The organism is Aeromonas sobria (genome assembly GCF_000820145.1).
GTDB classification, from domain to species: Bacteria; Pseudomonadota; Gammaproteobacteria; order Enterobacterales; family Aeromonadaceae; genus Aeromonas; species Aeromonas sobria.
The window spans coordinates 100,174-124,908 of sequence record NZ_CDBW01000017.1; the positions used below are offsets into that span (position 1 = coordinate 100,174).

At 57.8% G+C, this 24,735-nt stretch carries 25 protein-coding genes and 1 pseudogene; 6 read left to right on the forward strand and 20 right to left on the reverse strand.

What is annotated here, in order from left to right; genetic code table 11:
- Positions 1-22 precede the first annotated feature (22 nt).
- The 8 genes from BN1135_RS09100 to BN1135_RS22065 form a co-directional block, all read right to left on the reverse strand.
- Complete coding sequence (locus tag BN1135_RS09100) at positions 23-925, reverse strand: Mu-like prophage major head subunit gpT family protein (RefSeq protein ID WP_042020482.1); 903 nt, start codon at positions 923-925, stop codon at positions 23-25.
- Between the two features lies 1 nt (position 926).
- Positions 927-1,739, reverse strand: coding sequence for a phage protease (locus BN1135_RS09105; RefSeq protein ID WP_042020483.1), 813 nt, complete (start codon positions 1,737-1,739; stop codon positions 927-929).
- Positions 1,740-1,792: 53 nt separating this feature from the next.
- On the reverse strand, positions 1,793-2,158 hold the full coding sequence (locus BN1135_RS09110) for a hypothetical protein (RefSeq protein WP_042020485.1): 366 nt from the start codon (positions 2,156-2,158) through the stop codon (positions 1,793-1,795).
- Positions 2,151-2,555, reverse strand: a complete 405-nt coding sequence (locus tag BN1135_RS21155; protein ID WP_052443821.1) for a Mor transcription activator family protein — start codon at positions 2,553-2,555, stop codon at positions 2,151-2,153. Before BN1135_RS21155 ends, BN1135_RS09110 begins: the two co-directional genes overlap by 8 nt.
- A complete protein-coding gene (locus BN1135_RS22060; RefSeq protein WP_139245075.1) occupies positions 2,552-2,899 on the reverse strand; it encodes a hypothetical protein in 348 nt (115 codons plus the stop codon). Before BN1135_RS22060 ends, BN1135_RS21155 begins: the two co-directional genes overlap by 4 nt.
- Before the next feature lie 175 nt (positions 2,900-3,074).
- A complete protein-coding gene (locus BN1135_RS09120; protein ID WP_042020487.1) occupies positions 3,075-3,410 on the reverse strand; it encodes a DUF3486 family protein in 336 nt (111 codons plus the stop codon).
- 4 nt (positions 3,411-3,414) lie between these two features.
- Positions 3,415-3,759: a hypothetical protein gene (locus tag BN1135_RS09125; RefSeq protein WP_042020489.1), complete on the reverse strand. Its 345-nt coding sequence runs from the start codon at positions 3,757-3,759 to the stop codon at positions 3,415-3,417.
- Entirely contained in the window at positions 3,756-4,259 is a 504-nt protein-coding gene (locus BN1135_RS22065; protein WP_139245077.1) for a hypothetical protein, read from the reverse strand. The genes BN1135_RS09125 and BN1135_RS22065 overlap by 4 nt, the downstream gene beginning before the upstream one ends.
- A gap of 1,312 nt (positions 4,260-5,571) precedes the next feature.
- Here BN1135_RS22065 and BN1135_RS09130 point away from each other — a divergent pair.
- Positions 5,572-5,964 (forward strand): annotated as a pseudogene (locus BN1135_RS09130) (TrkA C-terminal domain-containing protein); the annotation flags it as partial.
- A 27-nt stretch (positions 5,965-5,991) separates the two neighbouring features.
- Here the strand turns inward: BN1135_RS09130 and BN1135_RS09135 are convergent.
- The 4 genes from BN1135_RS09135 to BN1135_RS09150 form a co-directional block, all read right to left on the reverse strand.
- Entirely contained in the window at positions 5,992-7,137 is a 1,146-nt protein-coding gene (locus BN1135_RS09135; protein ID WP_042020493.1) for a patatin-like phospholipase family protein, read from the reverse strand.
- A 113-nt stretch (positions 7,138-7,250) separates the two neighbouring features.
- The gene (locus BN1135_RS09140) at positions 7,251-8,129 is read right to left on the reverse strand and encodes an alpha/beta hydrolase (RefSeq protein WP_042020495.1); all 879 of its coding nucleotides are present in this window, start codon (positions 8,127-8,129) and stop codon (positions 7,251-7,253) included.
- Positions 8,130-8,211: 82 nt separating this feature from the next.
- The gene (locus BN1135_RS09145) at positions 8,212-8,808 is read right to left on the reverse strand and encodes a TetR/AcrR family transcriptional regulator (RefSeq protein WP_005349841.1); all 597 of its coding nucleotides are present in this window, start codon (positions 8,806-8,808) and stop codon (positions 8,212-8,214) included.
- Between the two features lie 113 nt (positions 8,809-8,921).
- Entirely contained in the window at positions 8,922-9,566 is a 645-nt protein-coding gene (locus tag BN1135_RS09150) for a response regulator (protein ID WP_042020497.1), read from the reverse strand.
- A 170-nt stretch (positions 9,567-9,736) separates the two neighbouring features.
- Between BN1135_RS09150 and BN1135_RS09155 the strand changes: the two genes are divergently transcribed.
- Positions 9,737-10,363: a glutathione S-transferase gene (locus BN1135_RS09155; RefSeq protein ID WP_042020499.1), complete on the forward strand. Its 627-nt coding sequence runs from the start codon at positions 9,737-9,739 to the stop codon at positions 10,361-10,363.
- A 78-nt stretch (positions 10,364-10,441) separates the two neighbouring features.
- Here the strand turns inward: BN1135_RS09155 and BN1135_RS09160 are convergent, their stop codons facing one another.
- From BN1135_RS09160 to BN1135_RS09180, 5 genes are all read right to left on the reverse strand, one after another.
- The gene (locus tag BN1135_RS09160; RefSeq protein ID WP_042020501.1) at positions 10,442-12,553 is read right to left on the reverse strand and encodes an alpha-amylase; all 2,112 of its coding nucleotides are present in this window, start codon (positions 12,551-12,553) and stop codon (positions 10,442-10,444) included.
- Positions 12,554-12,768: 215 nt separating this feature from the next.
- Positions 12,769-13,935, reverse strand: coding sequence for a hypothetical protein (locus tag BN1135_RS09165; RefSeq protein ID WP_042020502.1), 1,167 nt, complete (start codon positions 13,933-13,935; stop codon positions 12,769-12,771).
- On the reverse strand, positions 13,935-14,306 hold the full coding sequence (locus BN1135_RS09170) for a GtrA family protein (RefSeq protein ID WP_042020504.1): 372 nt from the start codon (positions 14,304-14,306) through the stop codon (positions 13,935-13,937). Before BN1135_RS09170 ends, BN1135_RS09165 begins: the two co-directional genes overlap by 1 nt.
- On the reverse strand, positions 14,303-15,322 hold the full coding sequence (locus BN1135_RS09175; protein WP_042020505.1) for a glycosyltransferase family 2 protein: 1,020 nt from the start codon (positions 15,320-15,322) through the stop codon (positions 14,303-14,305). The genes BN1135_RS09170 and BN1135_RS09175 overlap by 4 nt, the downstream gene beginning before the upstream one ends.
- 55 nt (positions 15,323-15,377) lie before the next feature.
- Positions 15,378-15,923 (reverse strand): hypothetical protein, encoded by a 546-nt coding sequence (locus BN1135_RS09180; RefSeq protein WP_042020507.1) that lies wholly within the window; start codon positions 15,921-15,923, stop codon positions 15,378-15,380.
- A gap of 324 nt (positions 15,924-16,247) precedes the next feature.
- On the opposite strand from BN1135_RS09180, the gene BN1135_RS09185 reads away from it, so the two are divergent.
- From BN1135_RS09185 to BN1135_RS09195, 3 genes are all read left to right on the forward strand, one after another.
- Positions 16,248-17,012, forward strand: a complete 765-nt coding sequence (locus BN1135_RS09185; protein ID WP_042020508.1) for a substrate-binding periplasmic protein — start codon at positions 16,248-16,250, stop codon at positions 17,010-17,012.
- Between the two features lie 93 nt (positions 17,013-17,105).
- The gene (locus tag BN1135_RS09190; RefSeq protein ID WP_042020510.1) at positions 17,106-18,590 is read left to right on the forward strand and encodes a L,D-transpeptidase family protein; all 1,485 of its coding nucleotides are present in this window, start codon (positions 17,106-17,108) and stop codon (positions 18,588-18,590) included.
- A 164-nt stretch (positions 18,591-18,754) separates the two neighbouring features.
- On the forward strand, positions 18,755-19,300 hold the full coding sequence (locus BN1135_RS09195) for a peptidoglycan L,D-endopeptidase MepK (RefSeq protein ID WP_042020774.1): 546 nt from the start codon (positions 18,755-18,757) through the stop codon (positions 19,298-19,300).
- 124 nt (positions 19,301-19,424) lie between these two features.
- On the opposite strand, the gene BN1135_RS09200 is transcribed toward BN1135_RS09195, so the two are convergent.
- The 3 genes from BN1135_RS09200 to BN1135_RS09210 are packed head-to-tail and all read right to left on the reverse strand — an operon-like array spanning position 19,425 to position 23,330.
- Complete coding sequence (locus BN1135_RS09200; RefSeq protein ID WP_042020512.1) at positions 19,425-21,428, reverse strand: transglutaminase TgpA family protein; 2,004 nt, start codon at positions 21,426-21,428, stop codon at positions 19,425-19,427.
- Positions 21,415-22,410: a DUF58 domain-containing protein gene (locus BN1135_RS09205; RefSeq protein ID WP_042020513.1), complete on the reverse strand. Its 996-nt coding sequence runs from the start codon at positions 22,408-22,410 to the stop codon at positions 21,415-21,417. The genes BN1135_RS09200 and BN1135_RS09205 overlap by 14 nt, the downstream gene beginning before the upstream one ends.
- Entirely contained in the window at positions 22,410-23,330 is a 921-nt protein-coding gene (locus BN1135_RS09210; protein ID WP_042020515.1) for an AAA family ATPase, read from the reverse strand. Before BN1135_RS09210 ends, BN1135_RS09205 begins: the two co-directional genes overlap by 1 nt.
- Before the next feature lie 224 nt (positions 23,331-23,554).
- Between BN1135_RS09210 and ampC the strand changes: the two genes are divergently transcribed.
- Positions 23,555-24,703: an FOX/MOX family class C beta-lactamase gene (gene ampC, locus BN1135_RS09215; RefSeq protein WP_071287606.1), complete on the forward strand. Its 1,149-nt coding sequence runs from the start codon at positions 23,555-23,557 to the stop codon at positions 24,701-24,703.
- Positions 24,704-24,735: the final 32 nt, after the last annotated feature.

Genomic DNA, 24,735 nt, shown 5'->3' on the forward strand with positions numbered 1-24,735 from the left:
GCGGCTGGCCTTTTTCACTCCATTACAGGTCTTGAGAGACCAGCAATTCAACCTCGTTGTAATGGGTATTATCCTCACCATTATCCAAGGTCTTTCGCTTGAGCAGCTTCTCAGCAGCTGCCCGCAGGCTCACATCAACAACCATTAAGGTCGGGCGAATTTTCAGAGAACTGCCATTGCTGTCTTTTTGCTTCATCATCAAGGCAATAGCAGCCTCAAAATTTGCCACATCCAAAGCGGCTTTACTGGCAACAGCCATTTGCCAGAAGGAATAACCAGCATTACCACGGGCGCGAGTACCGAAATAATACATGTCCTTCATAAACACTTCGGAGTTGCTTTCTTCGGTCATTGCAGTAAAGACAGGCGCAATACGCTCTTGCCAAATAAGCGGCTTGAGCGGGCGGCTGGTATCCAGCAAGAACCAGGGCGCACCGGTAGCAGCCGGATCACCTACAATATTTGAAGCGGTAGAGGCCGGAGTGGTTTCCAGAGGATGATCTACATCAAAGAACGGCTGACCGTCATAGCACAGCTCGGTGAAACCATTCTTGAGCAGGTTGAATACATGCTCGTCAGGGTAAACCGCTGCGTCATAACCCATCTGCTCAAAGATGATCCCATAACGGCCATAGTCGTTATCTTCATAGTCAACGCGAGGAACACCGATAGAGGCTTCAAACAGCTTATTGGTGATCGTGTACTTGTGCTTCGCCAGCTCTTTCAACTGACGATCACCGATCCACTCCTTGAGGCGCGGGAAGTCACCAAGCCAACCATAACCGGTTGCACCGGCAGAGGATGGCAATACGGTAGCCACCTGCTTATAAGTGGGTTTGGCAGTCCCTACACCGGCATTAAAGCGAGCGGCAAAGGCGGTACTTGATTCAGTTACTACGGCATTGATATCAATCGGGGCAGGCATATTACTGATCCTTCTTCACGTTCAAGAATTGTTCTTCGCTCACGCCAACAGCGCGGCACACTGCGATTTGTGACTCGCTCAAGCGTGAGTTACCATGGAGCGGACCGAGCTTCACGGGTTTTCCAAGTGCGTCAAACGCACCATTCATGTCGGCGAACGCCTTGAAGGAATCCACCCCTTGAGCCCGGCAGGTAGCGATCAAGAAATCGCGTTGGGCTGGGCAGAAGCGGGCATCAGCAATCGCCTGATCAACCGCTTCCTCGGCTTGCCGGTTCAACGCCACATCTTCACGGTGATTCAGCGCGGCCATTACATCGCCTGGCGTCTTGACTTGCACACCAAGCGCAACAGACACCTCCTCCCACCCCTTGCCGCCCTGCTCCCGACTATTGAGAGCCTTCATGATAAGGTTTGGCTTATTGGTCAGGGCGACACTCTCCAGCTTTAGGATCTCCATATTGGAGTCATGAGCAAATGCAGGGGACAAGAAACGGTACTCGCGACTGTTGATCGCCTTGCCCGCTCGTTCTGTCCAATCGACCTTTGCCCACACTTCACCATCACGCAGTTCCAGATCTTCGATCCAGCCAGATGCAGGAGCCTCTTCACCTTCCGGCGCTTTGATCTCCTGGCCGTGTTCGTAATCGATCACAAGCGGCAATCCCATGTTCTTGAACATGTCGATCAGCTTCGCCGGATCCTTCATATTCCACTTGCGGCCATCGAGACCTTTGATCTCTGGCCCACGTGGCATTACCTGCACCCATTCAGGTGCTTCCTGAGGAATTTCAACACACAACGCTACAAGAGGCATGCTTACCCACCTACAACCATGTTTAAAACCAATTTAAATCGCATCAGGTTGCATTAATGATTCACAGCCGATACGCACCCATGCGCAACCTCGTCCAACGCCATAGAGGCCGCCACAACGCTCCACCAGTCCGCCGCCGTCATCGAACACACATCGTCCCAGGTGAAAGGGCCAGCCCGGTCACCAATAAAGGCGATGGACGCAACGGCGATCTCACGCAGATAGAAGAACGATTCCAGCGCCTTGGCGTGGTGGATCCCAAGCGGCTTGATCTGGCCAGCTCGGATCATCCGTCTCACGTTCTTGGAAACGTGCTGTTCAAGCGCCTCTTTCTGATCGGCTGTCAGCGGTCGCATAGTCAGCCGCTGGTAAAGCTCACCAGCAATGATCACGCCTGAATCAATATCAACATCAAGCACGGTTCACCCCCAAACGCTCAATACAATCTCTTGCAAGGCGGTTTTGCGTACGTTGGTCATCTAAAATCGTCTGAATATTTCGAACGCTCATTCCATATTTAATAGCGAGCAATTTTGTATTCTTGCCATCAAATTCTTTAAATATGGAGAATCTGATAAGGCTATCTCGCAAATACTCACCACGTGGCATATATATTTGTGAGCCACCAAGAGTCTCGCATATTGCAATGAAAATTGACGCTCTCAGCTTTTCACTAAAGCAGCTCTGACGATCCAAGCCATCCTTAATGCTTTCAAACAATAAACCTAACGTTTCATCTCTTTTTACTTTGCATGATTTCAAAAACACATCAAACATTGCTTCATTAGAAAGCAACTCCGCATAATCAATTTTCATGATTCACCTTCTGCTGACTTAATCAAGCGCTGGACATGACGCGTCGAAATACCATGTTTATCAGCCATGGCTATTTTGCGCATTCCATTTTCCTTGTGGTGTACCAAAAGAGCACTAATAAAAGGAACCTTAAGAGCCGAATGAAAAGGAATAAATATGGAACTGTGAGAAGAATAAACTAATTTTCTTTCAAGTTTTTTTGATAATGAATGAATAATATTCTCATAAACACAAATGGAGGCATGTTCATTTAACACGTCCACCAGATGAAGGATCATGCTGTGCTCAAAATCCCATTTTGGAATTACGTAATCACGCCCACCATCTTCATCTATGACACTCATGTCTCAACCGCCACATGTAAAATCGATATGTGAAGTTTGTCATTACCTGAAATAAGACTGTACTGACGCTTTTCGCGCTAAAGCAGCAGGCATAAAAAAATCCCCCAGTCGTGAAACTGGGGGATTTTCCCTGCCCTTACCCGGTGAGCCCAATCACCGTAGAGGAGTAAACACATTAACCTTTTGCGGCACTGCTTTCAATATCAATCACAAATCTACTCATGGCGGTTCTTGATACCTTCATTTCATCGGCAAGGCCGCGCTTCTCAAGCTCTTCATTGATGTAGTTCATCATTTCAACCTGAGTATATTCACCGCTGCAAATCATATAGGCAAAGGTGGCCCGAATATCGGGCGGCCACTTCATATACTTTTGCACCGTGCGCCGTGGCTTGCTCACCATGGTGAATGGGGTGTTTTGCTGCCGGTGCGCCCGCAACAGCTCCAGCACCTGCTTAACCCCGATCTCATTCACCAGCACCGCCATTTCGTGGCTCTCTTCCGCAGTCAAACGCTTACTCCTCATCGCTTGGCACCTCCACGAACTCACCCACGATCACATCATCCAGGGTGGCCACATGCAGGCTTTCGGCCTTAACAAGGCGCTTGGCAGATCCCGCGCTACTCGCGATGATCGTCAGCGCCAGAGAGGCCTCACTCAAGAACCCCTCACCAGTAATGAGACCAGCATCGCAGCTATTCAGCAGCGACTCAAGGGCCGCAAGGTTGCCCTTCATGTTCTCGATCTTCTCGTGCAGCTCCTTACTGACGCTGCTGATAAGGGTCGGAGAACGGCGCAGCTTGGCGGCGGCGTAGGGGCTCAACGGGGCAGATTTGGCGGGAGTGTGACGGGCCATCATTCTGCACCCCCTTCACTCTTGCTCAAGGAGTTGCCAGCGCGGATCAGGCCCTCGGCCAATTCGAGCGCACGGCTCAGATCATCGCGCACGAAATCACCGCTGCTGGCGATAAAGCGATTCAGGACAGACAGCAGATTCAGGCCGTCATCAACCATTTCGGCAGGTGCTGAAAACAGGATGTTATGGGAATGGATAGAGAGATCTGATAAGAAATCGAGAGTGGTTTTAACAGGGGCTGGAGAGTGCTCTACCTGGCTATCTGACAGCATAGCAAGCAGCGCTTTTTGGGCATGGATAGGGAGCAGATCGGCGCGGTATTCAAAGCCTTTCCCTACAGTCTTATATCGTCTCGCTAATGGATTACCCGCAGCTTTATTTTCCATATGCTTGCGGATACCGCGCTCAGTTCCTGGCATAGATGGAAGGTTCAAAGATTGAATTTTTTGAGCAGTCAGCCAGATTTGGCTAACAGAATGGAGATCAGATGATGATCCGGCCATGGTGGGCCTCCTTTGATAGTAGGACTATCACCATCAGGAGGGTAGTAATCTCGCTGGCGGTGAGCTGAACAGGGTTACTACCACCGCTCAAAGGAAACGGCCCAGCTTGCGCCGGCCCCATCCAGCCCACCATAACAAGGCTAGAATTTCGCACAAAAAAACACGCTTGCGGCGTGTTGTGCGCCTCTGATTATACGGGGGTAGTAGTCCCGACTCCAGTTTTTTGCTGGAGCATTTAAAGGCTATCCTGAGCTGTTTTTCTTGTCAACATCAATGATCAAAACACTAGGATTTGAAGCTCAATAAATACCCAAAACGTTGGTTTATAAATAAACCTATTCACCTTGCGCGGTTTACTTCTGAAACTGTCAAAAAATCAAGCAACACCATGAAAAACAAAGAAATAAACCACATCAGCTTTATATAAACTCGGTTTATATGAAGATTAAATAAGATATACCGGATATGGCTAGCCAAAATAGCTTAATGGAAACATCAGCGATGACAAATGTTTCCTTCTGTAGTCATGCAAGTAGCTCATAACATATTGAATCAAAAAGAAAACAACCATTTTTAACTTATGGAAACAGAGTTTCCATAAACCCTGTTTTTATGTAAACAAAAAGTGTTAAATTTAATCATGTCAACTGGACGTTTGAACAATCATAGACGTCCGAATGAAAAAACAGAAAAATCAACATAAGCAATTGATTTTATAGTGAAATATAAATCTTTAATCACACGGACAGCACGTCCAGTTGTAGCTATGTCAAACGGACGAAAAAACGAACCAATGCGCCGTGATAAAAATTCGCAGACAGACCATCATGCGAATTTTTCCAGGTAGAGGCAATCAAATAATAAATGTATTTAAATACAACACCTTACGGTCATTAATCCCTTGTTTTGCTGATTCATCCCTTGCGCATTTTTCTGCGCGACCAATAATACCACAAGCCTAGGCAGCATGCCGCTTTGCAGGCATGTTCAGGGGGTCTTTCAAGGCCAGATGGCAGCAGGCGCGGAGGCGGCTTTGCAAGCGGCGTTTAAAGCCTGTTTAAAGGCCAATTTAAAAAACAGCTAGTGATCAATCTACTCGCGATTTTCGGCCATTTTTAGGAGCAGTGATCATTTCAGTGATTGCTAATATACGCTCCGCCGCGCTCGCCAAAATCTCACCCATCCCACACCGTCAATCTCCAGCAAACCCGCGCCAATCCTCAAAACACGATTCCACTTATGCCGCAGGAATTCCACTTATTACCGGGGTCTATGGTGGATCCTTAAGAATGATCAATCTACTAGGGCCTATACACAGGAGGGGGCCCTGATGCTGGTCTCCCACCTGCTGCTCAATTGCGACATCCCCATCGGCCGGGTGATCCGCCGGATGGAGCTGGAACGCAGCAACCAGTATCGCTTCCTACACGGCTTCTACTGGGGGGATCAGAGCGCCAGCAATCTGGAGGCGGATCAGCTGCTCGAACGTCTCCACCCGCTGTTGCTGCACGATCAGGCGTGGGCGGTGGGGCGCGAGGTGCGGGAGTTGCCCCTTGATGAGATACGGATCAAAGAGATCCAGCGCGGCGATCAGAGTCTGGAACCCAGACCCGAGCTGGTGCTGGCGGCTGGCGATCGGCTGATCCTGTTCGGTACCGTGGTGGCGATGGAGCAGGCGGAGCAGCGTCTGCTGGAGGGGCACTGAGTCCCCTCGCACTCATCGACCATCCGTTTACTCCCCCTCGTTTGGCTGCCCTTCGATATCGAGGAAGGCGGCGACCCGCTCCCGCTCCCTGAGGGTGTCCTGATAGCCCAGCTTGATCAGCTGCTGGCAGTAACCCGGATAGAACATCAGAAAGCTGGCCAGACTGCTGGTCTCATCCCCCTTCACTCCCAACACTCGCAACAGGCGGCGCAACGGCAGCGGTAGCTTGTGCAGATAGGTCAGCGCTATGGTGTCGAGATCCTGACTCGGTTTCAGCACGCAGGTCTCTACCCGTTTCAGCTGCAGGCGGTTGCGCTCCCGCTCCGGGATAAGATCCAGGGTCTGGTTGATGCGCCACAGCCGCTCCAGATCGGAGTTGAGGGTGTCGGTAAAGACCGTATCGAGCAGATGGCTGGCGATATTGGAACTGGTGAGGTGCCCGTGGTGATGGGTTGGCGCCGAGTGCTCAGGCGGATCTAGGGTGATCAGCAGGATCCGCTCCGCCCCCAGATGGATGGCGGGGCTGAGCGGGCTTAACTGGTGGATGGATCCATCACCGTAGAACTTCTCGCCGATGTGGGTGGCCGGAAAGACAAAGGGCAGCGCCGAGGAGGCGAGCAGATGCTCCGAGGTGAGCAGGGTGCGTACCCCGCGCCGTCTGGCTCGCTCCCACGGATGGTGGTCGGCCCGCCCCTGAAAGAAGGTGGTGGAGAGGCCATCATCGTAATCCGACGCCGTGATGGCCAGCGCCTCCAGACTGCCGTAGAGGATGTTGTCATCGATGCGGTGATAGTCGATGAGCTGATCCAGCAGGCGGTGCAGCGGCGCGTTGTCAAAGAGGTGAAAGGCGTGGTTGGTGTGAGGATTGATCAGCCCCGCCGACCCCTCGTACATCAACCGCCACAGCAGCCGACCGGGGTGAAAATCGAAGATGTGGTGGGTCTCGAAGCGGCGCCAGACCCACTCCAGCTTGCGCACTCCCAGATGAAAACAGGAGGCGTAGCAGGCCAGCGCGGTGACATTGATGGCCCCCGCCGAGGTGCCGCACAGGATGGGAAAAGGAATGCCGAGATTACGCGGGTAGAGCTCCGCAATCGCCTTGAGGGCTCCGACCTGATAGGCGGCGCGAGCACCGCCACCGGTGAGCAACAACGCTGTATTGGGTCTGGCCATATGCTGGCGCCTTATTGTTGGCCCGGGAGGGGCGTTCCCACTGACAAGTTAACTATAAGGCGCTGTATCAAATATAAAAATGGGCGCTCGCCCGTTTTTTTCATGGCTCCCTGTCAAAGGGCCCGGTGAGGATTTTCCGGCTGTGCCAGCTGATTGAACGCAGCGAATACCGGGGCGCTGGCGAGAATGCGACCGTGGCCCAGTCCCCGGGTGCTCACCAGCCGGGTATGACCGTCCTGGCTGGCTCGCAGGGAGTCGTCGTGAGGGGCGAATCTGTCCTCCTCGTCATGCACAATAATCGCCGCGCCGCTGCGGTTGGCGAGTCGGCCCAGCGGATCGACCGTGCTCAAGGGGTGCTGGTACTCCTGCTCAATATCCTTGACCACCGCATCGAACAACCGGATGGAGTAGCCGGAGCGCGCCACCATGCCGTAGAGCTGGGGCACATAGTCGAGCACCGGCGAAATCAACAGCAGCGGCAGGGTATCGATACCAGGCTGACGGCTGGAGAGAGTGACGGCGCCCCCCATGCTGTGGGCGATGACCCCGTGCAGCGGGCCCACTTCACTGGCCAACCTGGTCGCCAGCTCGTCGAAGGCGCGCACGAAGCGGGGCAGGTGGCCGGTATTGCCTGCGCTCTGGCCGTGGGCCGGATGATCATAGGCAATGGCGGTGAAACCCTGCGCAGCGATATGGCTCATCAGCGGATAGAACTGGCTGGCGCTGCCGGACCAGCCATGCATCAGCAGCCACAGTGGTCCTTGACCGAGCCGATAGCTCATCAGCGTCCCTTCGCTGGTATGGACGGCCTGCTGCACCAGACCGGCAGGTTCGCTACCATCCCGCTGGTTGCGCTGGGGGGTGAGTAGCAACTTGCTGGCGGTACGCTTGGCATGGGTGGGGGCGAATCTGTGGTGCAACCGGGTGCCGATCCCCAGCAGCCATTTGCTCGGGCTGAAGCGGCGGGTGTTGAAGTAGATCTTGCTGCTCATGGTCATCCTGTGGTTTTTATGTGCGAACGGTCGTGCTTTTTTATCGGTTTTTAAAAAGTCGTATTGAACGGATGCTAAAACATCAGCGCCAGCTGCTCAGCAGAGCATCCACCTCGGGCCAGAAGTGGCGGGCCGGATCCTGACACAGTTCGAGATCGTTGAACACCTGATCCGCCAGATAGAGGCCATAGAGGCGATAAACGGCGCGCCAGGGATCCATCTCGCGTCGCCACTCGCCTGCGGCCTGACCCTGCACCACCTGACGGGCCAGATAGTCGAGCCAGAAGCGCACCAGTTGCCGGGCGGCTTGCTGCACCTGGCTCTTTTGCTCATGGCCATCCTGCACCGAGGTCCAGGCGTCGAGGAACATGCAGCGTCCGGCGAAGCAGTGGTTCCAAGCCTGCCAGGCACGCAGCAGGGCGATCAGCTTGTCGTGCTGGCTCTGGTGCTCCTGCTGGCGTACCGGCTGGATCACCCGCAGCCGGAACACCTCGGCGGCGTACTCCAGCACGGCTATCTGCAGATTGTCTCGGGATTGAAAGTGGGCAAACAGGCCGCTTTTCGACATCTCGCAGGCGCTGGCCAGCGAGCCTATGGTCAGGCTCTCCAGCCCTTGCTGGCTCGCCTGCTCGAAGGCAGTCTGCAAAATGTTTTCCCGGGTCAGGCGCCCCTTGCTCATCACTCTCTCCTCGTTGGCGCTGGCAGCATAAAGTACGATCGTGCTAATTGTCGAGCAACAAATAGCCAGCATGGCTGGCTATGTCGTCTCCCGCGTGTCACTGCGCGCGGTGTTCAGCTCTCCTTGATATCGAGCTGTTGCAGGGCGATGACTGCCTGAGTGCGGTTCTTGACCCCCAGTTTTCTGAAGATGGCGGTGATATGGGCCTTGATGGTGGCCTCTGAGACATTGAGCTCCCAGGCGATCTGTTTGTTCAGGCTGCCGTCGCGCAGCATGATCAGCACCTTGTACTGCTGGGGGGTGAGGCTGGCGAGCTTGCTGGCGAAATCGGGGCCATCTTCCGATTCGGGATGGAGCGAGATGCCTTCCGGCACCCAATTATCCCCCCCGATCACCGTATTGAGGGCGTTGACCAGCTCCTTCATCGGTACCGACTTGGGAATAAAGCCGAGCGCGCCGAGCCGCAACACTTGCTGGATGATGGCCGAATCTTCCGAGGCGGAGACCACCACTATGGGCAGGTCGGGATATTGACCACGCAGGTGGGCCAGCCCCTCGAAGCCATTGGCCCCCGGCATCTTGAGATCAAGCAGCAGCAGGTCAACCTCGGGGTGCTCGCCGAGCAGGCTGATCAGGCTGTCGATGGAGTCCGCTTCCAGCAGTTGGGCGTCGTTGATGGCCATGTGCACCGCTTGGTAGAGGGCGCCCCGAAACAGGGGGTGGTCATCTGCGATGACGATGGTAAATTGGCTGTCCATATTTCGGTTAATGGCTCACATTGTTGCTAACTGATTGTTTTGAAAAATCAAACTAGCATCGCTCACCAAGGGGGTCAAACCCGCCGGTGCGCAAATGTGAAGCGACCATCGGATGTGTTGCCATCAGGGCAGACAGGCTGGTCGCAGGCAACTCATGCAGGAGGCAACAGATGGGATCTTTGGTATTGGCGGTGGGCACAGGTTCGACCTGGGCGATGCGGGCGGCACTGGTGCTCGCCATGAGCGGGCTGACGTGGCAGGAGCAGGTGTTCGATCTGGAGGATGCCAAGTCGTTGGCGCGACTCAAGCGGCTGGCACCGGCCGGTCTGGTGCCCTGGCTGGAGCATGACGGGGTGCGGGTCCACGACTCGCTGGCCATCGCTGAATATATTCACGAACTCTGTCCCGACCGCCAGCTCTATCCTGTTTCGCTGGCCGAGCGGGCGCTGGCTCGCAGTCTCTGCGCCGAGTTGCACGCGGGATTTCGCCAGATCCGTTCTCTGCTTCCTTTCTTCCTTGGTGCGCCAACCCGTATCGATCCTCCGGTAGAGGCGGTCGGCGAGCTGGCTCGCTTGCAGGAGATCTGGTCGCAGGCACGGAGCCCCTTCTACTTTGGCGAGGCGGGCATTGTCGACGCCTTCTATGCCGTGATGGCTTATCGGCTGGCCAGCTACGGCATCGTGCTGCCCGGTCAGGCCGGAGCCTATCAGCAGGCGCTGCTGGCCTGGCCCCTGTGGCAAGAGATGTTGGTCAAGGCGCGGTTGCAGTGGCCGGTGGCGGCGCGCCAGTCACAGTGAGCCGTGGCAGATGGATAAACGAGAGAGGGGAGCCGCCAGTGGCTCCCCTCTCTGTTGCTGGTGAAGGTGGCTTCGGGGTTACTTCTGCCGACCGGCAAAGACCACCACCACCTTGTCATCCCCCTTCTCCCGCACGAAGGCGTAGGGAGCATCCGAGAGTTTCTGGTGGCTGCCTGCCGCAATGGCCGGATGGGCGGCGCGGAACTGGCCCAGTTGCTGCCAGTGCTTGACCAGCTCAGCATTGTCCCCGCTGGCCAGCTCCTGCCAGTTCATGTCCGAGCGCAGCGCCTGATCGAACACGCCACCATCCTTGGCCAGCCCGCGGCCTGACTCGTCGCCGTAGTAGAGCTGGATGCCGCCCGGCAGCAGCATAAAGCTGTTGGCGACCCGGCGCTGTAGCGGCACATCCTGATAGTCGCCAAAGAACAGCTTGGTGTCGTGGGAGCTGATATAGCTCAGCACGTTGAACTCGGGATCTTGATTGATGCGGCTGGCGTAGCTGGCATAGGTGGGCTCGGCTCCCGCCATGCACTGGGCCTGGGGCAGGGCGAACTCGCGCTGATAGTCGAAGTTGATCAGGGAATCGAAGCCGTTCTGATACCAGAAATCCTTGGCCACCCCGTGATCCCACACCTCGCCCACCATGTAGAAGGGCAGATCATCGAGGGCCTTGTCCGGGTTGGCGGCCTTCCACTCCTTGAGCGCAGTGGTGCCCGCCTGCTTGAGCTTGGCCCACACCTCGGGCTCCAGATGCTTGACGGTGTCGGCCCGAAAACCGTCGATGCCAAAGCGGCGCACCCAGTCGGTGTGCCAGGCGATCAGGTAGTCGCTCACCGTGGCGTCTGGCAGCGCCTTGGCCTTGGTATCTTTTTTCGCCGTCAGCAGCGGCGGCAGCCCCACCGGCTTGGTGGATTCGGTGAGGAAGTCCGGTAGCCCCGCCACCGAGCCGGTGACATCGTCGGTGCCGGGCTGCGGGTAGCTGGGCAGATCGGCGCGCACCCAGTCACCGCTCCACCACTTGTTCCACGCTGGCGATTGATAGTCGATGAACTGGTTGTAGCCATGCCAGTTGAGGCCGCCGCTCGGGTGCCACTGGTTCCAGGTGGTCGGCAGTTTGGCTGTGTTTTGGGTCAGCTCGGTGAGCCCCAGATCCTGCAGGTCGGCGAGGGTGGCGTAACCGGCGTGGTTCATCACCACATCGAGGATGATCCGCATGCCACGCTTGTGGGCCTCATCCACTAGCGTCTTCAGGCTCTCCTCGTCACCGTAGTTGGGGTCGATTTTGGTGAAGTCGAGCGCCCAGTAGCCGTGGTAGGCGTAGAAGGGGAAGTTGCCCTGCTCGCCGCCGCCAATGAAACCGTGCACCTGCTCCACCATGGGGGTGATCCAGATGGCGTTCATGCCGAGGCTCTTGATGTAGTCGAGCTTCTCGGTCAGCCCCTTGAAGTCGCCACCGTGCCAGGTGGCCACCTCGTCCTGACCATCCTTCTGGCGGCCGAAGCTGTGATCGTTGGCAGGGTCGCCGTTGTGGAAGCGGTCAGTCAGCAGGAAATAGACGCTCGCCTGATCCCAGCTGAACGGCGATGGCTTGGCTGCCTTGACCGGCTCGAGCAGCAGCAGGCCGCCGCTCTCTTTGGTCGGGGTCAGGGTCAGTTTGCCCTGTTTGACCACCGCCTCTTGTTTCGAGTAGGCATCCCGCAGCCGGGTGCCGTCGGGCCAGACCCCTTGCAGGGATACCGTGACCGGGCTGCCATCCCAGCGGATGCAGGGCTCTTGTGGTGGCTGGCGTTTGAATTCGCTCTTTTTGGTCGCCCGCAGCACCTTGAGGCTGGGGGTATCCGGGTTGAAGGTGAACTGATACTCCCCTGCCAGCATCACCCGCAGGGTAAAGCTCTGCTCCTTGCTGCATGTGTCCATCGGCTGGGCGGTGCCGAAGGGGAGTGGCTTGCTCTCGCTCGGGCCAAAGCTGGTGCCGCAACTGTTGCCTGCATCGCTGATGCGGATCTGGTGGCTTCCCTTGGCAAGGGGATGGGTCAGCTCCACCGTGCCCTTGTCCAGCGCGATTGGGGTCGCTACCGGCTGACCATCCACGTAGAGGTGAACCTCGGGGGCGGCCATCGCCTGTTGGGTGAACAGCGGGGCGGCCAGCAGGGCAAGCCAGAGAGAGGATAAGTTGGGAGCGCGACGCATAAGCCATTCCTTGAGCAGGGCAGTTCGGACAAAGGCCCATTCTAGGAGGCCATAAGGCACTGTTGGATCGGCAAAATACCGATTTGTGAACTCAGTGCAAATGGTTACGTTTTCAAGCCGAGGAAAGTGTGATGGAGACGGGAGTGAGATAAATCTGGGGATAAAAAATGCCGGTCAGGTGACCGGCATTTGGGGTGTCAGGCATCGTCGTCACATCAGACGGTGAAGAACTTGAAGTTGACGAAGGCCACCGCGATGAAGGAGGCAACCATGCCGCTGAGGCAGAGCACTGCAGGGCGGATGGCGGGCCAGCGATGGGTCAGCAGAATGATGGCCAGCAGGGTCGGGTAGAGCCCGAACATGTAGCGTGGCATGGCGTTGAGGCCGGTCATCAGCGGAATGGTGCAGCAGATGAACATCAGGGTCGCTTCAGCCCAGCGCTTCTGGCTGAACAGGTAGCCGTTCAGACACCAGCCGAAGATCACCATGATGGAGAGGTAAGCCTTGCGGCCGCCCAGCTCAAAACCGCTCAGCCACCAGTCCAGCGGGCTGTCCATATAGCGACCCCAGGCCACCTGAATGTGCTTGAACGCCATCGCATCACCGGTCAGGTGATAGAGGTAGACCATGTAGGCGAACAGGCCAAAGGGGATCATCCAGAGGGTGAATACCACCTTGAAGGCACGCTCGGTGAAGCGGAAAAACTCCCGCCAGCCGTAAGCCTGCAGCGCCAGGATCAGCACCGGGAACACCATCATCACCCCCAGGTTACGGGTGCCGGAGATACAGACCCCCAGCAGGGCAACCATCAGCCACTGCTCCCGATAGGCGAACAGGAACATCCCCAGCATCAGCGCCATAAAGGTCGATTCGGTATAACCGGAGACGAAGTAGGCGGAGAAGGGGGAGAAGGCGAGCAGCCAGACGCCAAAGCGGGCTGTGTCATCCCCCAGCTTGAGCTGACGCAGCACCAGCAACATCAGCGCCAAAGCGGCGAAGAAAGAGGCGTTGGCCACAATGATTAGGCCGATCAGGCTCTCGACATTGAACAGGTTGGAGATGGCGCCGGAGACCATCGGATAGAGCGGCATAAAGGCCCAGTTGGCCGCATTGCCCTTGCTCAGCCAGCGCGGGTAGAGGTCGTAGCCGTTCTCGATGATGCGTTGGAACCAGACACAATCGAACTGGCAATAGGCCTGCAGCGGGCCGATATCGGGGGAGCCATAGAGCTGGACACCGAAGTAGCCCATGCCATAAAGCGCCACCCGGCTCAGCATGAAGGCGGCGATGATCATCAACCAGTCACGGCCGCTGATGCGCAGTGACGGGCGATAGGGGAGTGCAGCCCCGGTTAACGGGGCGGTATTGGTCATATCATTCATCAGGCAAAAACCCAGACGCGAGAGAGAACGTAAGTGAGGACGGTAACGGTCAGGGTGGCGATGACCACCGGCAGCAGACCGGAGAGCCCGGCAAACAGCAGGCCGCTCAGGATCAGGTTACGTACCGCCAGCGAGAAGAGAGCGACCAGCAGAAACTTGCTGGCGGCTCCCTGCTTCTGGAAGGTGATGTAGCGGTGACCAAAGAAGGAGAACCAGAACGCGATGGCAAAGGCCAGCGTCGTTACCAGATGCTCCGACATGGTCGGCCAGGTATGAAACAGTGCGATGGAGGTGCCAAGGTCGACGAGGGTAGCCCCCCCGCCGACAAAACCGAAACGTACCAGCCGCCAGAATTCCTCGCGGGAGATCATTGAGGCGCTTGCTCCTGCTTATCTTGCGGCTCTTTTACATCATCCGGCTTTTTATTAGCATCCCGTTTGGCGTACTCGCCATAGACACCTTCGATGAGGTAGACCGGGCGCTGCTTCACTTCCACGAACATGCGGCCGATGTACTCGCCTATGATGCCCAGCGACAACAGCTGGATACCACCGAGGAACAGCACCACTGACATCAGGGAGGCGTAACCGGGTACGTCGATGCCGAAGAAGAGCACCTGAGTGATGATTTTCAGGATGTAGAGGAAGGCAACTAGCGAGACGCTTACCCCCACATAGCTCCAGACTCGCAGCGGCCAGCTGGAGAAGCTGAGCAGACCGTCGAGGGCGAAGTTCCACAGTTTCCAGTAGTTGAACTTGGTTTCACCGGCGTGACGGGCTGGGCGCTCGTAGGGGACGCCAACGGCACGGAAACCGGCCCAGGCGAACAGACCCTTCATGAAGCGGTTGCGCTCGGGCAGTTGCTTGATTGCCTCGACCACGCGGCGATCGATCAGGCGGAAATCACCGGCGTTCTCCGGCAGCTTGGTGCTGGTGGAGAGGGCGTTGAAGAAACGGTAGAAACCACCGGCAGTCAGGCGCTTCATCGGGGTATCGGCGCTGCGATCGACCCGAATGCCGTAGACGGTGTCATAGTCACCGGTTTGCCACAGTTTGACGAATTCCAGGATCAGAGCGGGCGGGTCTTGCAGATCCACGTCCATCGGCACGATGGCATCCCCTTTGGCCTGATGCAGGCCAGCGGTCATCGCCGCCTCTTTGCCAAAGTTGCGAGCCAGGTTGACCAGGGTGATGCGCGGGTCGCGGGCAATGGCTTGCTCGACTACTTCACGGGTGCGGTCACGGCTACCATCGTTGACGAATACAATTTCAAGCTGGTCTTTCAGCGGGGCCAGTTCGTTGTCTATCGCGTTGATGAAGGCATCGATACTCTCTTCCTCGTTATAAACGGGAACGACCAGAGAGAGTCGAAAATCTGGATGCGACATAAGAACGTCCTTATTAGAGATAGTTGTTTTTATAAAATGGTATTCGGCGCAAGGATCACTGGGCAACAGTCAAACGTACCGATTCCACGCTGATGGGAGTAGGTGCCGAGAGTGCCAGAAAGTTGGGGTGTTTGGGGTCTGCGGTAAGAGAGTCACCTGGCAGGCTGAGACGGATCTCGTTGATACCCGCTTTGGCCAGTTTAATCGTGGTGGTGAAGTCGTGACCCAAGGCCACCTTCAGCAGAGCGCCAGCCTCCGGGCTGTTGATGCGGGCGTGTACCGTCAGTTGATCAGGATTGGCTGACTGTTTTGGCAGCACAAAATAGAGACCGCCTTGACCGGTGAGCAGGGTGCCTGCATCGCTTGGCTTTTTGGCCCAGCCTTCGCTGGAGAGGAAGCGGCTCGGCTTGGTCAGATTGAGCTCGTTGCCTGGCTGATAGGTCATGCTGGAGTTGTGTTCCCAGAAGCGGGTTTTGCCTTCCAGATAATAGAGTTTGTAGGCCAGGCTCACGTTGGGGTGAGCAGCCAGATAGAGGGTGTAAAGATAAAAACCGCTTAACGCCATAATGGCAGTCAAAAAACCGAACTTTTTGTACGTCATATCACTCTCTACGCCTGACAGAATTGGTAGGCCGATGTCGCGCATATGCTAATCCAATTGCAAAAAAAGCATAGTGGATCACAAAAAAAAATTTGGTCACATATTAACCCCTCTTTGTCCTTGTGCCAAATAGTGCTGTTTTTCCCAATATACAGAGTTGGCGAGGCGCCAGTGACCGGAATCCGTGGCGATCACACAAGCAGATTGACAAGCATCACCGTTTTGCTGTGCCATTTTTTAGTGCATGCACATAGTTATGTGCCCTCTATCGCCATTTTACTGGAGCCGTTTTATGATGGCCCACCTTTTCGTCAAGGACGACATATGAAGTGGATCTCTTACTGCCTGTTATGCGGGTTATGGGCACCAATGGCCTTTGCCAAGGCACTTTGCCCCGAGCCCATTCAGGTCGGTTACGATAATTGGCCTCCTTACCATTATCACGAGGCCGACTCACCGCAACAGGTGCGCGGTTATGCCGTCGAAGTGCTGACGGCCGTGCTCTCCTCCATGCACTGCAAGGTCAACTATGTGGAGCTGCCCTGGAAGCGGGTACTACATGAGATGGAGTACGGCGAGATAGACATGGCGATGGAGGCGAACATCAATGATGAGCGTGCCCGTTACTCCTGGTTCTCAGACGCTTACAACCCCGGGCGGACCCTGTTATGGATCCGCAAGGACAGCAACTACTCAGAGCCGGATCTGGCGAGCTGGCTGGCCAAGGGTTATACCCTCGGGATCACCAAAGAGTACTTTTATGGTGATGAGGTGATGGCGCTGCTCGGCCGTTATGCCAAACAGGTGAGTGAGGTGAGTGACAAGCAGAATTACGACAAGTTGGCTAGGGGGCGCATTGATGGCTTTCTTGGTGACATGTTGGCGACACCCAGTGGGCTGAAAAAGGAAGGCCGGAGTGGCCAATTCGCCTCTCACCCCATGGTGGTGTATGAATCGCCGAGCTTTTTTATGCTGAGCAAACGCAGTGTGTCGCCGCAGTTCTTGCAACAATTTAATCAGGCGTTAACTGCGTTTAAGGGAACAGATGCATACGACATTATCTGGCAACGTTATGGCCCCGGGCGCTAGCAAAGTGATAGCTGTTCACGCATGATGAGCGGCCTGAGCATCAGGCCTGAAGATCAGGGCTGACTAAATGAATAAACCGTTTTTGAGGTGTCCATGGGGATGAAGTATTGGCTGGCCCTTGCCAATCTGGTGTGGCTGGGATGTTGGCCTGCCGGGGTAGTTCATGCGGCAGAATCACAGATGGTGGTGGCGGCCAGTGAACCCCGGCATGACTGGTATCAGGGCAGTCAGGCTGAACTGGTTCGTATCGAGTTGGAGCAACAGCTGCAAGAGGCTGTGTTGGCACAGCTGCACCCCGATTTTTTCACCTTGTGGAAGCGGCTGCAGGCGACCCCTGCCACCAAGCGTGGAGCCATCTATGACGATATTTTTGCCAAGCTGAGCCGTTTTCAGCATGCCTGGCGGGGGATGGATCTGGTCTCTCGCGAGCAGATGAAGACCCTCAAATTCGATTTGAACCGCCCTGTGGTCAGCAAGCCCAGCGATGATGACTTGCTCACCCAGGTAAAATCCCTGCGTCCCCAAGTGGCGGAATACGAGGCGGTGCGGGCCAAAGTGCACAAGCTGCTGGCGATGCCGATGGCCAGCAAGTGGCCGACGCTGGAGATGCCGACCCTGCGAGCCGGAGAGAGCTCAGCCGCACTGGGTCAGCTTCGCGCCATGCTCAACGAGCTGGGTGACAGCGCGCCGAGCCATGGTGATCTGATTTACGATGGCGATACCGAGCAGGCCATCAAACAGTTCCAGCGTCGTCATGGCCTGACTGCTGACGGCATTATCGGCCGCCAGACCCGCTCCTGGCTCAATACCGGCCCGCAAGTGCGTGCCAGCTTGCTGCTGCGCAACCTGTGGCGTCGCGATCTGGTGGATCAGCTCGCCGGTGGCCGCTATGTGCTGGTCAACATTCCCGATTACCGCCTGAGTGTGGTGCAGGCGGGCAGTGAGATATTTACCAGCAGGGTCATCGTTGGCAAGGAGCAGCGGGCGACCCCTATTCTGGCCAGCGAAATTCGCTCCATCGTGCTCAACCCCTCCTGGCATGTGCCGCGCTCCATCCTGAGCAAGGACATTCTGCCCAAGCTGGGCCGTGATCCCGCCTACCTCAATCGCGAGCAGTTCGAGGTGATCGACAGCGAAGGTAATCCGGTGCAGTTCACCGAAGAGGGGTGGCATCAGGCGCTGGCCGCCGGTTTCCCCTATCGCCTGCGGCAAAAACCGGGTGACCACAATGCCCTGGGTCGCTACAAGTTCTACCTGCCCAACAATGATGCCATCTATCTGCACTCCACCCCGCGCAAGGCGCTGTTTGAGCAGGGGGCGCGTGCCTTCAGTTCGGGCTGCATCCGGGTGGAACATGCGGACGATCTGGCCGAGCTGCTGCTGGCTGATTCCCGCTATCAGCCGGACAAGGTGGCCAATATCCTCAAGGAGAGCCAGACCAAATGGTTGCCGCTCACCACACCGATCCCGGTGTTTACCGTCTACTGGAGCAGCTGGATCGACGAAAATGGTCGCCAGCAACTGCGCAATGACATCTACGGATTTGATCGAGTCAGCTTCCAGAGCCGCTTGTTGTGATCCCTGCCACAGAGTGAGAAGCCCGGCCTGTGCCGGGCTTTTCTATGGGCAATGGAGGTTTGACATGGGCCCCTGCCGGAAGGTAGTTTCAAGCGCCTGTATCAAATTCATCCTGTGATCTCATTTAACTTTTTTCGCTTGAAACTGCGATGGACGAGCCCCTTATGCTGGAACAAGAGATAAGTCGACGCCGCCTGTTGCTGGGAGCCGGTTGCCTGCTGGGCAGCTCGCTGATCTCCTTCCCTGCGCTGGCAAGCCGCAGTACCTCCGGGCGTGAACTCAGTTTCTTCAATCTCAATACCGGCGAGCGGGTGCGCGCCAGTTATTGGGAGAACGGCCACTATCTGAGCGATGGATTGGCCGAACTCAACCACATCTTCCGCGATTACCGGCGCAATGAAGTGTTCAACATCGACAAGAAGCTGTTTGATCAGCTGTTCCTGTTGCAGCACAAACTGGGTCGGCGCAGCGAGATCCAGCTTATCTCCGGCTATCGTGCACCTGCTACCAATCGCCAGAAGCGCCACAAGAGCCGCGGCGTGGCCAAGCACAGCTATCACACCTTGGGTCAGGCGGTAGATGTGCGGATCCCCGGTGTACAGCTGGCCCATCTACGCAAAGCTGCCCTCAATCTCAAGGTGGGCGGTGTCGGTTACTATCCCCATGACAACTTTGTGCATCTCGATACCGGTCCTGTTCGCAGCTGGTAACGGGGTTTGACGGGGTTTGGCATGCTTGTCAGGCAGCAGGTGAACCGAGCGAAATAAGTCGCTTGGGGGGAGGCTCCATCACTTCGGATTTAGTCAACAACGCCGTAATGGGGACGTAGCCTCTTTATTTATTTTGATCCCAGCAGTGACAAATCCGGTGCAGTCGCCGCTTTAACTGGCGCCAGCTGCGCCGTTGTTGCCGTTCGCTGAGGGGGGCATAACGCCAGCGGCGATAGAGCCAGGCGGCCTGCAACAAGGGGTGGGCAAGGTCGGGACGCAGCCGCGCCAGTCGCTCGCACCATGCCCCCATGCTCTCGGCGGGCTCTGGGGGATAGCCGCTGCGTTTGCTCCGTTTGAGCAAGGGTTGCCAGATGCGCCGCTCTGGCGGCAGGCGGGCGGGCAACAGCAGGGGCAGGCTCACCAGCAGGGCGACCAGCATCAGGCTGGCGAGGATCAACCAAGGTGTGTGCCCCGCCAGTGCAGGCCAGCGCAGGCTGATTTGCTGCCAGAGCTGACCCGCATCGTGGCCAATCACCCAGCGGCTCCACTGGTAGTCGATATTGTTGCCCCACCAGCGCAGCTGATTGAGCAGGGCCCAATTGCGATAACGCTGCAAAGCGAACGGGTCGGCGGCGGTAAATTCGTCGCTCAGGGCCTCTGTTACGCCGCCCTCAATACGTTCCGGCGCCACCGCTGCGGTGGGGTCAACGCGCCGCCACTCTCCCCCTTCATCGAGATACTCCACCCAGGCGTGAGCATCGAACTGGTGTACCGCCAGATAGTTGCCACTGGGATTCCACTCGCCGCCGAGATAACCAGTGACCAGCCGTGCCGGAATGCCCGCTGCGCGTAGCACGAAAGCGGTCGCCATGGCGTAGTGACCGCAAAAGCCCTGCCTGGTATCGAACAGGAACCCATCCACCCCGTCACTGCCAAGTCGTGGCGGGGTCAGGGTGTAGTAATAGGATTGGCTGCGAAACTGTTCGAGCAGGGCGGCGACCAGCGCGCTGCGATCCGGATAGCGTGCCGCAAGCTCTTGGCCATAGGCTCGCGCTCTTGGGTTGCCCCCGCCAGGCAGTTGCAGGTTGCGCTGAGCGGCTTGGCGGTCATCCTCGGGCTGCGCTTCGCTTTGGCCGATGCGATAGCGGATCGCCACCTCGCCGCTCCCCTGCCGATAGAGGGTGTCGAGAGGGGTGAGCAGCACCGGGCCCGCCAGCAGGCGTGGTTCACTGAGGGCAAAGGCCCAGCGGTGACGCTGGGGCTCGGCAATCACCTCGTAGCTTCCGGTTGGCAACGGGCTATCTGCCAGTTGATTGTTTGTCTGTGAAGATGACGCCAGAAGGGTGAGGCCGGTCTGCACCGGCACCGTCCGTTGCCACGCCTTGACCTCGGGGCTCAGCAGCCAGCGCTGGCCATCGAAAACCTCCTGCCGCATCACCGGAAAGTAGCGTTCGCGGGCAGGGGGCGGGCCATCGGCAAAGGTGACGCGAAACGCCAGTTCGGAGGAGTTGACCAGTTCGCTGATATCGCCGGGGGCAACCTTTTCCGAGAGCCCCGACAGGGCGCGGCTGCTGGTGGGCATCTGCCAGAGGGGCGGGAGCCTTGGCAGCAGCAAAAAAAGAGTGATGAGCAGTGGAAGCGCCAGCAGCAGGGCGCCGCCCGCACTGCGCCGCGGCCGTTTCTGCTCGGGGGCGATGGCGGCCACCAGCGCGGTCACCGCCAGCCAGAGCGCCACTGCCATCCCGGCCGTCCAGCCGATGCTTTGTCGCTGCACCAGCGCCAGCGCGATGAGAAAGAAGGCGAGCAGCAGCACCTGCTCGATATCCCGCTCGCGCCGCACCTCGATCATCTTCAGGCTATAGCCAAGCCAGAGCAGATTGATAAGGGCAGGCAGGGTGCCCAATGTGCGCCACTGCAGCCCCAGCAACACCACGGTAGTGATGGCCAGCAGCGCCAACCAGCGGGCCGGAAGAGGCGGCCAGCCGCGCCACAGCATCATGGCCCGGATGCCGAGGGTGATGGCGCCCACCGCCACCACCCAGAGCTGCAACTGTGGCCAGAGCGCTGCGACCAGCAGCAGCTGTTGCAGGGCGATGAGTGGCAGCAGGCGGCGGTTATCGAGCAGCATCCGGTGTGCTCTTCGGTGGTTTGGCATCGAATCTGGCCAGTGCCAGCAGGCAGCGCTGCATAAAGGTGGCGCCGCTATCGGGCCCCAGCGTCTGGTTGGCCAGCGTCAAGGTGAAGGGGATGCCCCGCTTGCCGTAATCGGCGCACCACCAGGCCAGCACCGCCAGCCGCTGCTCCAGATCCCCGCCCGCGACCCGCTGCAAGGTGAGGTGAGTGTCATCCTGCTGCGGTTCATTGAACTGCTTGGTCAGCAGGCCACGCCCTTGGGCAAGTTGCTTCCAGGCGATGCGGCTCAGTGGCTCGCCGGCTTGGTGTGCCCGCAGGGTATCGAAGTCGCCGAGGGGGGCCGGAGCGGGCTGGCCCTGATGACCCTTGTTGTCACCCGACGCTTCCCCCCTCAGCGCTCCGTACTCCGGTTTGGGGGCAAGCCAGCCCTCCAACTGCAGATCTAGCAGGGACCAGCAGCGAAACAGGCCGAGGGGGTAGCGGCTCTCGACCCGCACTCGGCCAAGGGGCAGTGGCCCACGGCGCGAGCCTAATACCGGCAGGAGCAAGGTGCGGGGCACAGAGTCGGCTCGGGCCAGCCAGAGGGTGCCTTCGTTGAGGCTAAAGCGCAGTGCCAGCACCGGGCGCGGGCTTTGTACCGTAAACCGAATGGGCAACTGGCTGCCCGCTTCCCCCTGCACCAGCGGGCCTCCCAGCAGCTCTAGTCCCAACAGATTGCGATGGGTGAGCCACATGGCGGCCATAAACAGGCTGCCGAGGCAGTAGGCCACCAGCAGCACCAGATTGTTTTGGTAGTTGGTGCCGAGCAGATAGATGGCGAGCAGTACCAGCAGATAGAGCAGCCCCATGCGGGTGGGGAGGATAAAGAGGCTGCGGGTACCCAGCGTGATCTGGCGGGCCGGGGGAATGCGGCGATCGAGCCAGCGCCGTTGCCAGCGCGCACGCCACTGCTGCCAGCGGGTGAGCAAGGTGCTCATCAGGGATTGTCCGGATCGACCCTGGCTAGCAACCGCTGGCTCAGGGGGCAGGCTTCTCCGTGCTGCACGCCAAAGCTGCCCCGCAGCCGGTGTTCGGCCACATAGGGGAAGACTGCCTGCACATCCTCTACCGTGACGAAACGCCGCCCCGCCACCAGTGCCCAGGCCCGACTCACCGCCAGCAAGGTTTGGGCTGCCCGGGGGGAGAGGGGTTGTGGCAACTCCCCTGCAAAGCGGCTCTGGTGCACCAGCGCTAGCAGGTAATCGAGGGTGGCATCGGAAACATGGATAGCATCCCCTTCTGCCTGCAGGGCCGCCAGCCCGGTGGCATCCAGCATGGCGGGCAATGGGCCACTCGGCTGGTGGCCCCGCAGCAGCTGGCGCTCCGCCTCTCGCGGCGGAAAGCCCAGCGAGAGCCGCACCGCGAAGCGATCGAGTTGGGACTCCGGCAGCGGATAGGTGCCCGCCTGATCCGCCGGATTCTGGGTGGCGATGACGAAGAAGGGCGCGGGGAGCGGGTGAGTGTGGCCTTCGATGCTGACTCGCCCCTCGGCCATGGCCTCCAGCAGGGCACTTTGCACCTTGGGGCTGGCACGGTTGATCTCGTCCGCCAGCAGCACCTGGGTAAAGACGGGGCCGGGGTGAAAACGAAACTGCTGCTGGTGGGTGTCAAAGATCTGCAGCCCCAGCAGGTCGGCGGGGAGCAGATCAGCGGTGAACTGTACTCGTCGGCAATCCAGCCCCAGCACCTGTGCCAGCCCGTGGGCCAGGGTGGTCTTGCCCATGCCGGGCAGATCCTCGATCAGCAGGTGACCACGGGCCAGCAGGGTCACTAGGGCTATCTTGAGTTGCAAGGGTTTACCCAAAATCACCTGCTCCAGTGCCGCCAGCAGCCCTGCTATCTGTTCTTGTGCTTTCACTCGTGCTTCCCCCTGTGTCTGATTGCCCCTACAGCTTATACGTCAGCGATGTAGGAGGGGGCAGCGAAAGGGCAAGCCATTGAGCCGGGTCATTTTTGGGGCGACTTCACACAGACTTCACTCTGGTTCACTGTGGGCACATGGAGCTCATCTATGCTGACGCACGGATTGACTGTGCCAGCCATGGGGTTGGCGTTACCTACATTCATCATGAGACTCATAAAATGGAAAAAGCTACAACCCGGTCGCTGCTGGTACTGAGTACCCTGCTGCTCTCCCCCTTATCCCATGCAAAAGAAGCCGAGCCCCTGACGGCCGTGGTGGATGGCGCCATCCAGCCTTTGCTCAAGGAGCACAGGGTTCCGGGCATGGCGGTCGCCGTGCTCAAAGAAGGCAAGGCGTACTACTTCAACTACGGGGTGGCGGATCGGGAGAGCGGTGCTCGCGTCAGCGAGCAGACCCTGTTCGAAATTGGTTCGGTCAGCAAGACACTGACCGCGACCCTTGGCGCCTATGCCGCGGTCAAGGGTGGTTTTCAGCTGGAGGACAAGGCGAGCCAGCATGCGCCCTGGCTGAAAGGCTCTGCCTTCGACGGCATCACCATGGCCGAACTCGCCACCTACAGTGCGGGCGGTCTGCCGTTGCAATTCCCCGACGAGGTGGATTCCACCGACAAGATGCGTGCCTACTATCGCCAGTGGACGCCAGCCTACCCGGCGGGTACCCATCGCCAGTATTCCAACCCCAGCATAGGTCTGTTTGGTCACCTAGCCGCGAATAGTCTGGGCCAGCCGTTTGAGCAACTGATGAGCCAGACCCTGCTGCCCAAGCTGGGTTTGCATCACACCTATATCCAGGTGCCGGAGTCGGCCATGGCGAATTATGCCTACGGCTATTCGAAGGAAGACAAGCCCGTCAGGGTCAATCCGGGCGTGCTGGCGGCCGAGGCCTATGGCATCAAGACTGGCTCTGCGGATCTGCTGAAGTTTGTCGAGGCGAACATGGGGTATCAGGGAGATGCCGTGGTAAAAAGCGCGATCGCGCTGACCCACACAGGTTTCTACTCTGTGGGGGAAATGACCCAGGGACTGGGCTGGGAGAGTTACGCCTATCCGGTGACCGAGCAGACATTGCTGGCGGGCAACTCATCGGCGGTGATTTACAATGCCAACCCGGTCAAATCAGTTGCCAAGTCCCAAGAGATGGGGGGGGCGCGACTCTACAACAAGACGGGCTCGACCGGCGGCTTTGGCGCCTATGTGGCGTTCGTGCCGGCCAAGGGAATAGGCATCGTCATGCTGGCCAACCGCAACTATCCCAACGAGGCCAGGGTCAAGGCGGCTCACGCCATCCTGAGCCAGCTGGCCGAGTGACAGTGCGGTTGTTCTGATTGAGATGAGTACGC

Coding starts and splice junctions, on each gene's coding strand:
- BN1135_RS09100 (WP_042020482.1), bottom strand. CDS start 925: ATGCCTGCCCCGATTGATATCAATGCCGTAGTAACTGAATCAAGTACC.
- BN1135_RS09105 (WP_042020483.1), bottom strand. CDS start 1,739: ATGCCTCTTGTAGCGTTGTGTGTTGAAATTCCTCAGGAAGCACCTGAA.
- BN1135_RS21155 (WP_052443821.1), bottom strand. CDS start 2,555: ATGAAAATTGATTATGCGGAGTTGCTTTCTAATGAAGCAATGTTTGAT.
- BN1135_RS22060 (WP_139245075.1), bottom strand. CDS start 2,899: ATGAGTGTCATAGATGAAGATGGTGGGCGTGATTACGTAATTCCAAAA.
- BN1135_RS09125 (WP_042020489.1), bottom strand. CDS start 3,759: ATGATGGCCCGTCACACTCCCGCCAAATCTGCCCCGTTGAGCCCCTAC.
- BN1135_RS22065 (WP_139245077.1), bottom strand. CDS start 4,259: ATGGCCGGATCATCATCTGATCTCCATTCTGTTAGCCAAATCTGGCTG.
- BN1135_RS09135 (WP_042020493.1), bottom strand. CDS start 7,137: ATGGCCAGACCCAATACAGCGTTGTTGCTCACCGGTGGCGGTGCTCGC.
- BN1135_RS09140 (WP_042020495.1), bottom strand. CDS start 8,129: ATGAGCAGCAAGATCTACTTCAACACCCGCCGCTTCAGCCCGAGCAAA.
- BN1135_RS09145 (WP_005349841.1), bottom strand. CDS start 8,808: ATGAGCAAGGGGCGCCTGACCCGGGAAAACATTTTGCAGACTGCCTTC.
- BN1135_RS09150 (WP_042020497.1), bottom strand. CDS start 9,566: ATGGACAGCCAATTTACCATCGTCATCGCAGATGACCACCCCCTGTTT.
- BN1135_RS09155 (WP_042020499.1), top strand. CDS start 9,737: ATGGGATCTTTGGTATTGGCGGTGGGCACAGGTTCGACCTGGGCGATG.
- BN1135_RS09160 (WP_042020501.1), bottom strand. CDS start 12,553: ATGCGTCGCGCTCCCAACTTATCCTCTCTCTGGCTTGCCCTGCTGGCC.
- BN1135_RS09165 (WP_042020502.1), bottom strand. CDS start 13,935: ATGAATGATATGACCAATACCGCCCCGTTAACCGGGGCTGCACTCCCC.
- BN1135_RS09170 (WP_042020504.1), bottom strand. CDS start 14,306: ATGATCTCCCGCGAGGAATTCTGGCGGCTGGTACGTTTCGGTTTTGTC.
- BN1135_RS09175 (WP_042020505.1), bottom strand. CDS start 15,322: ATGTCGCATCCAGATTTTCGACTCTCTCTGGTCGTTCCCGTTTATAAC.
- BN1135_RS09180 (WP_042020507.1), bottom strand. CDS start 15,923: ATGACGTACAAAAAGTTCGGTTTTTTGACTGCCATTATGGCGTTAAGC.
- BN1135_RS09185 (WP_042020508.1), top strand. CDS start 16,248: ATGAAGTGGATCTCTTACTGCCTGTTATGCGGGTTATGGGCACCAATG.
- BN1135_RS09190 (WP_042020510.1), top strand. CDS start 17,106: ATGGGGATGAAGTATTGGCTGGCCCTTGCCAATCTGGTGTGGCTGGGA.
- BN1135_RS09195 (WP_042020774.1), top strand. CDS start 18,755: ATGCTGGAACAAGAGATAAGTCGACGCCGCCTGTTGCTGGGAGCCGGT.
- BN1135_RS09200 (WP_042020512.1), bottom strand. CDS start 21,428: ATGCTGCTCGATAACCGCCGCCTGCTGCCACTCATCGCCCTGCAACAG.
- BN1135_RS09205 (WP_042020513.1), bottom strand. CDS start 22,410: ATGAGCACCTTGCTCACCCGCTGGCAGCAGTGGCGTGCGCGCTGGCAA.
- ampC (WP_071287606.1), top strand. CDS start 23,555: ATGGAAAAAGCTACAACCCGGTCGCTGCTGGTACTGAGTACCCTGCTG.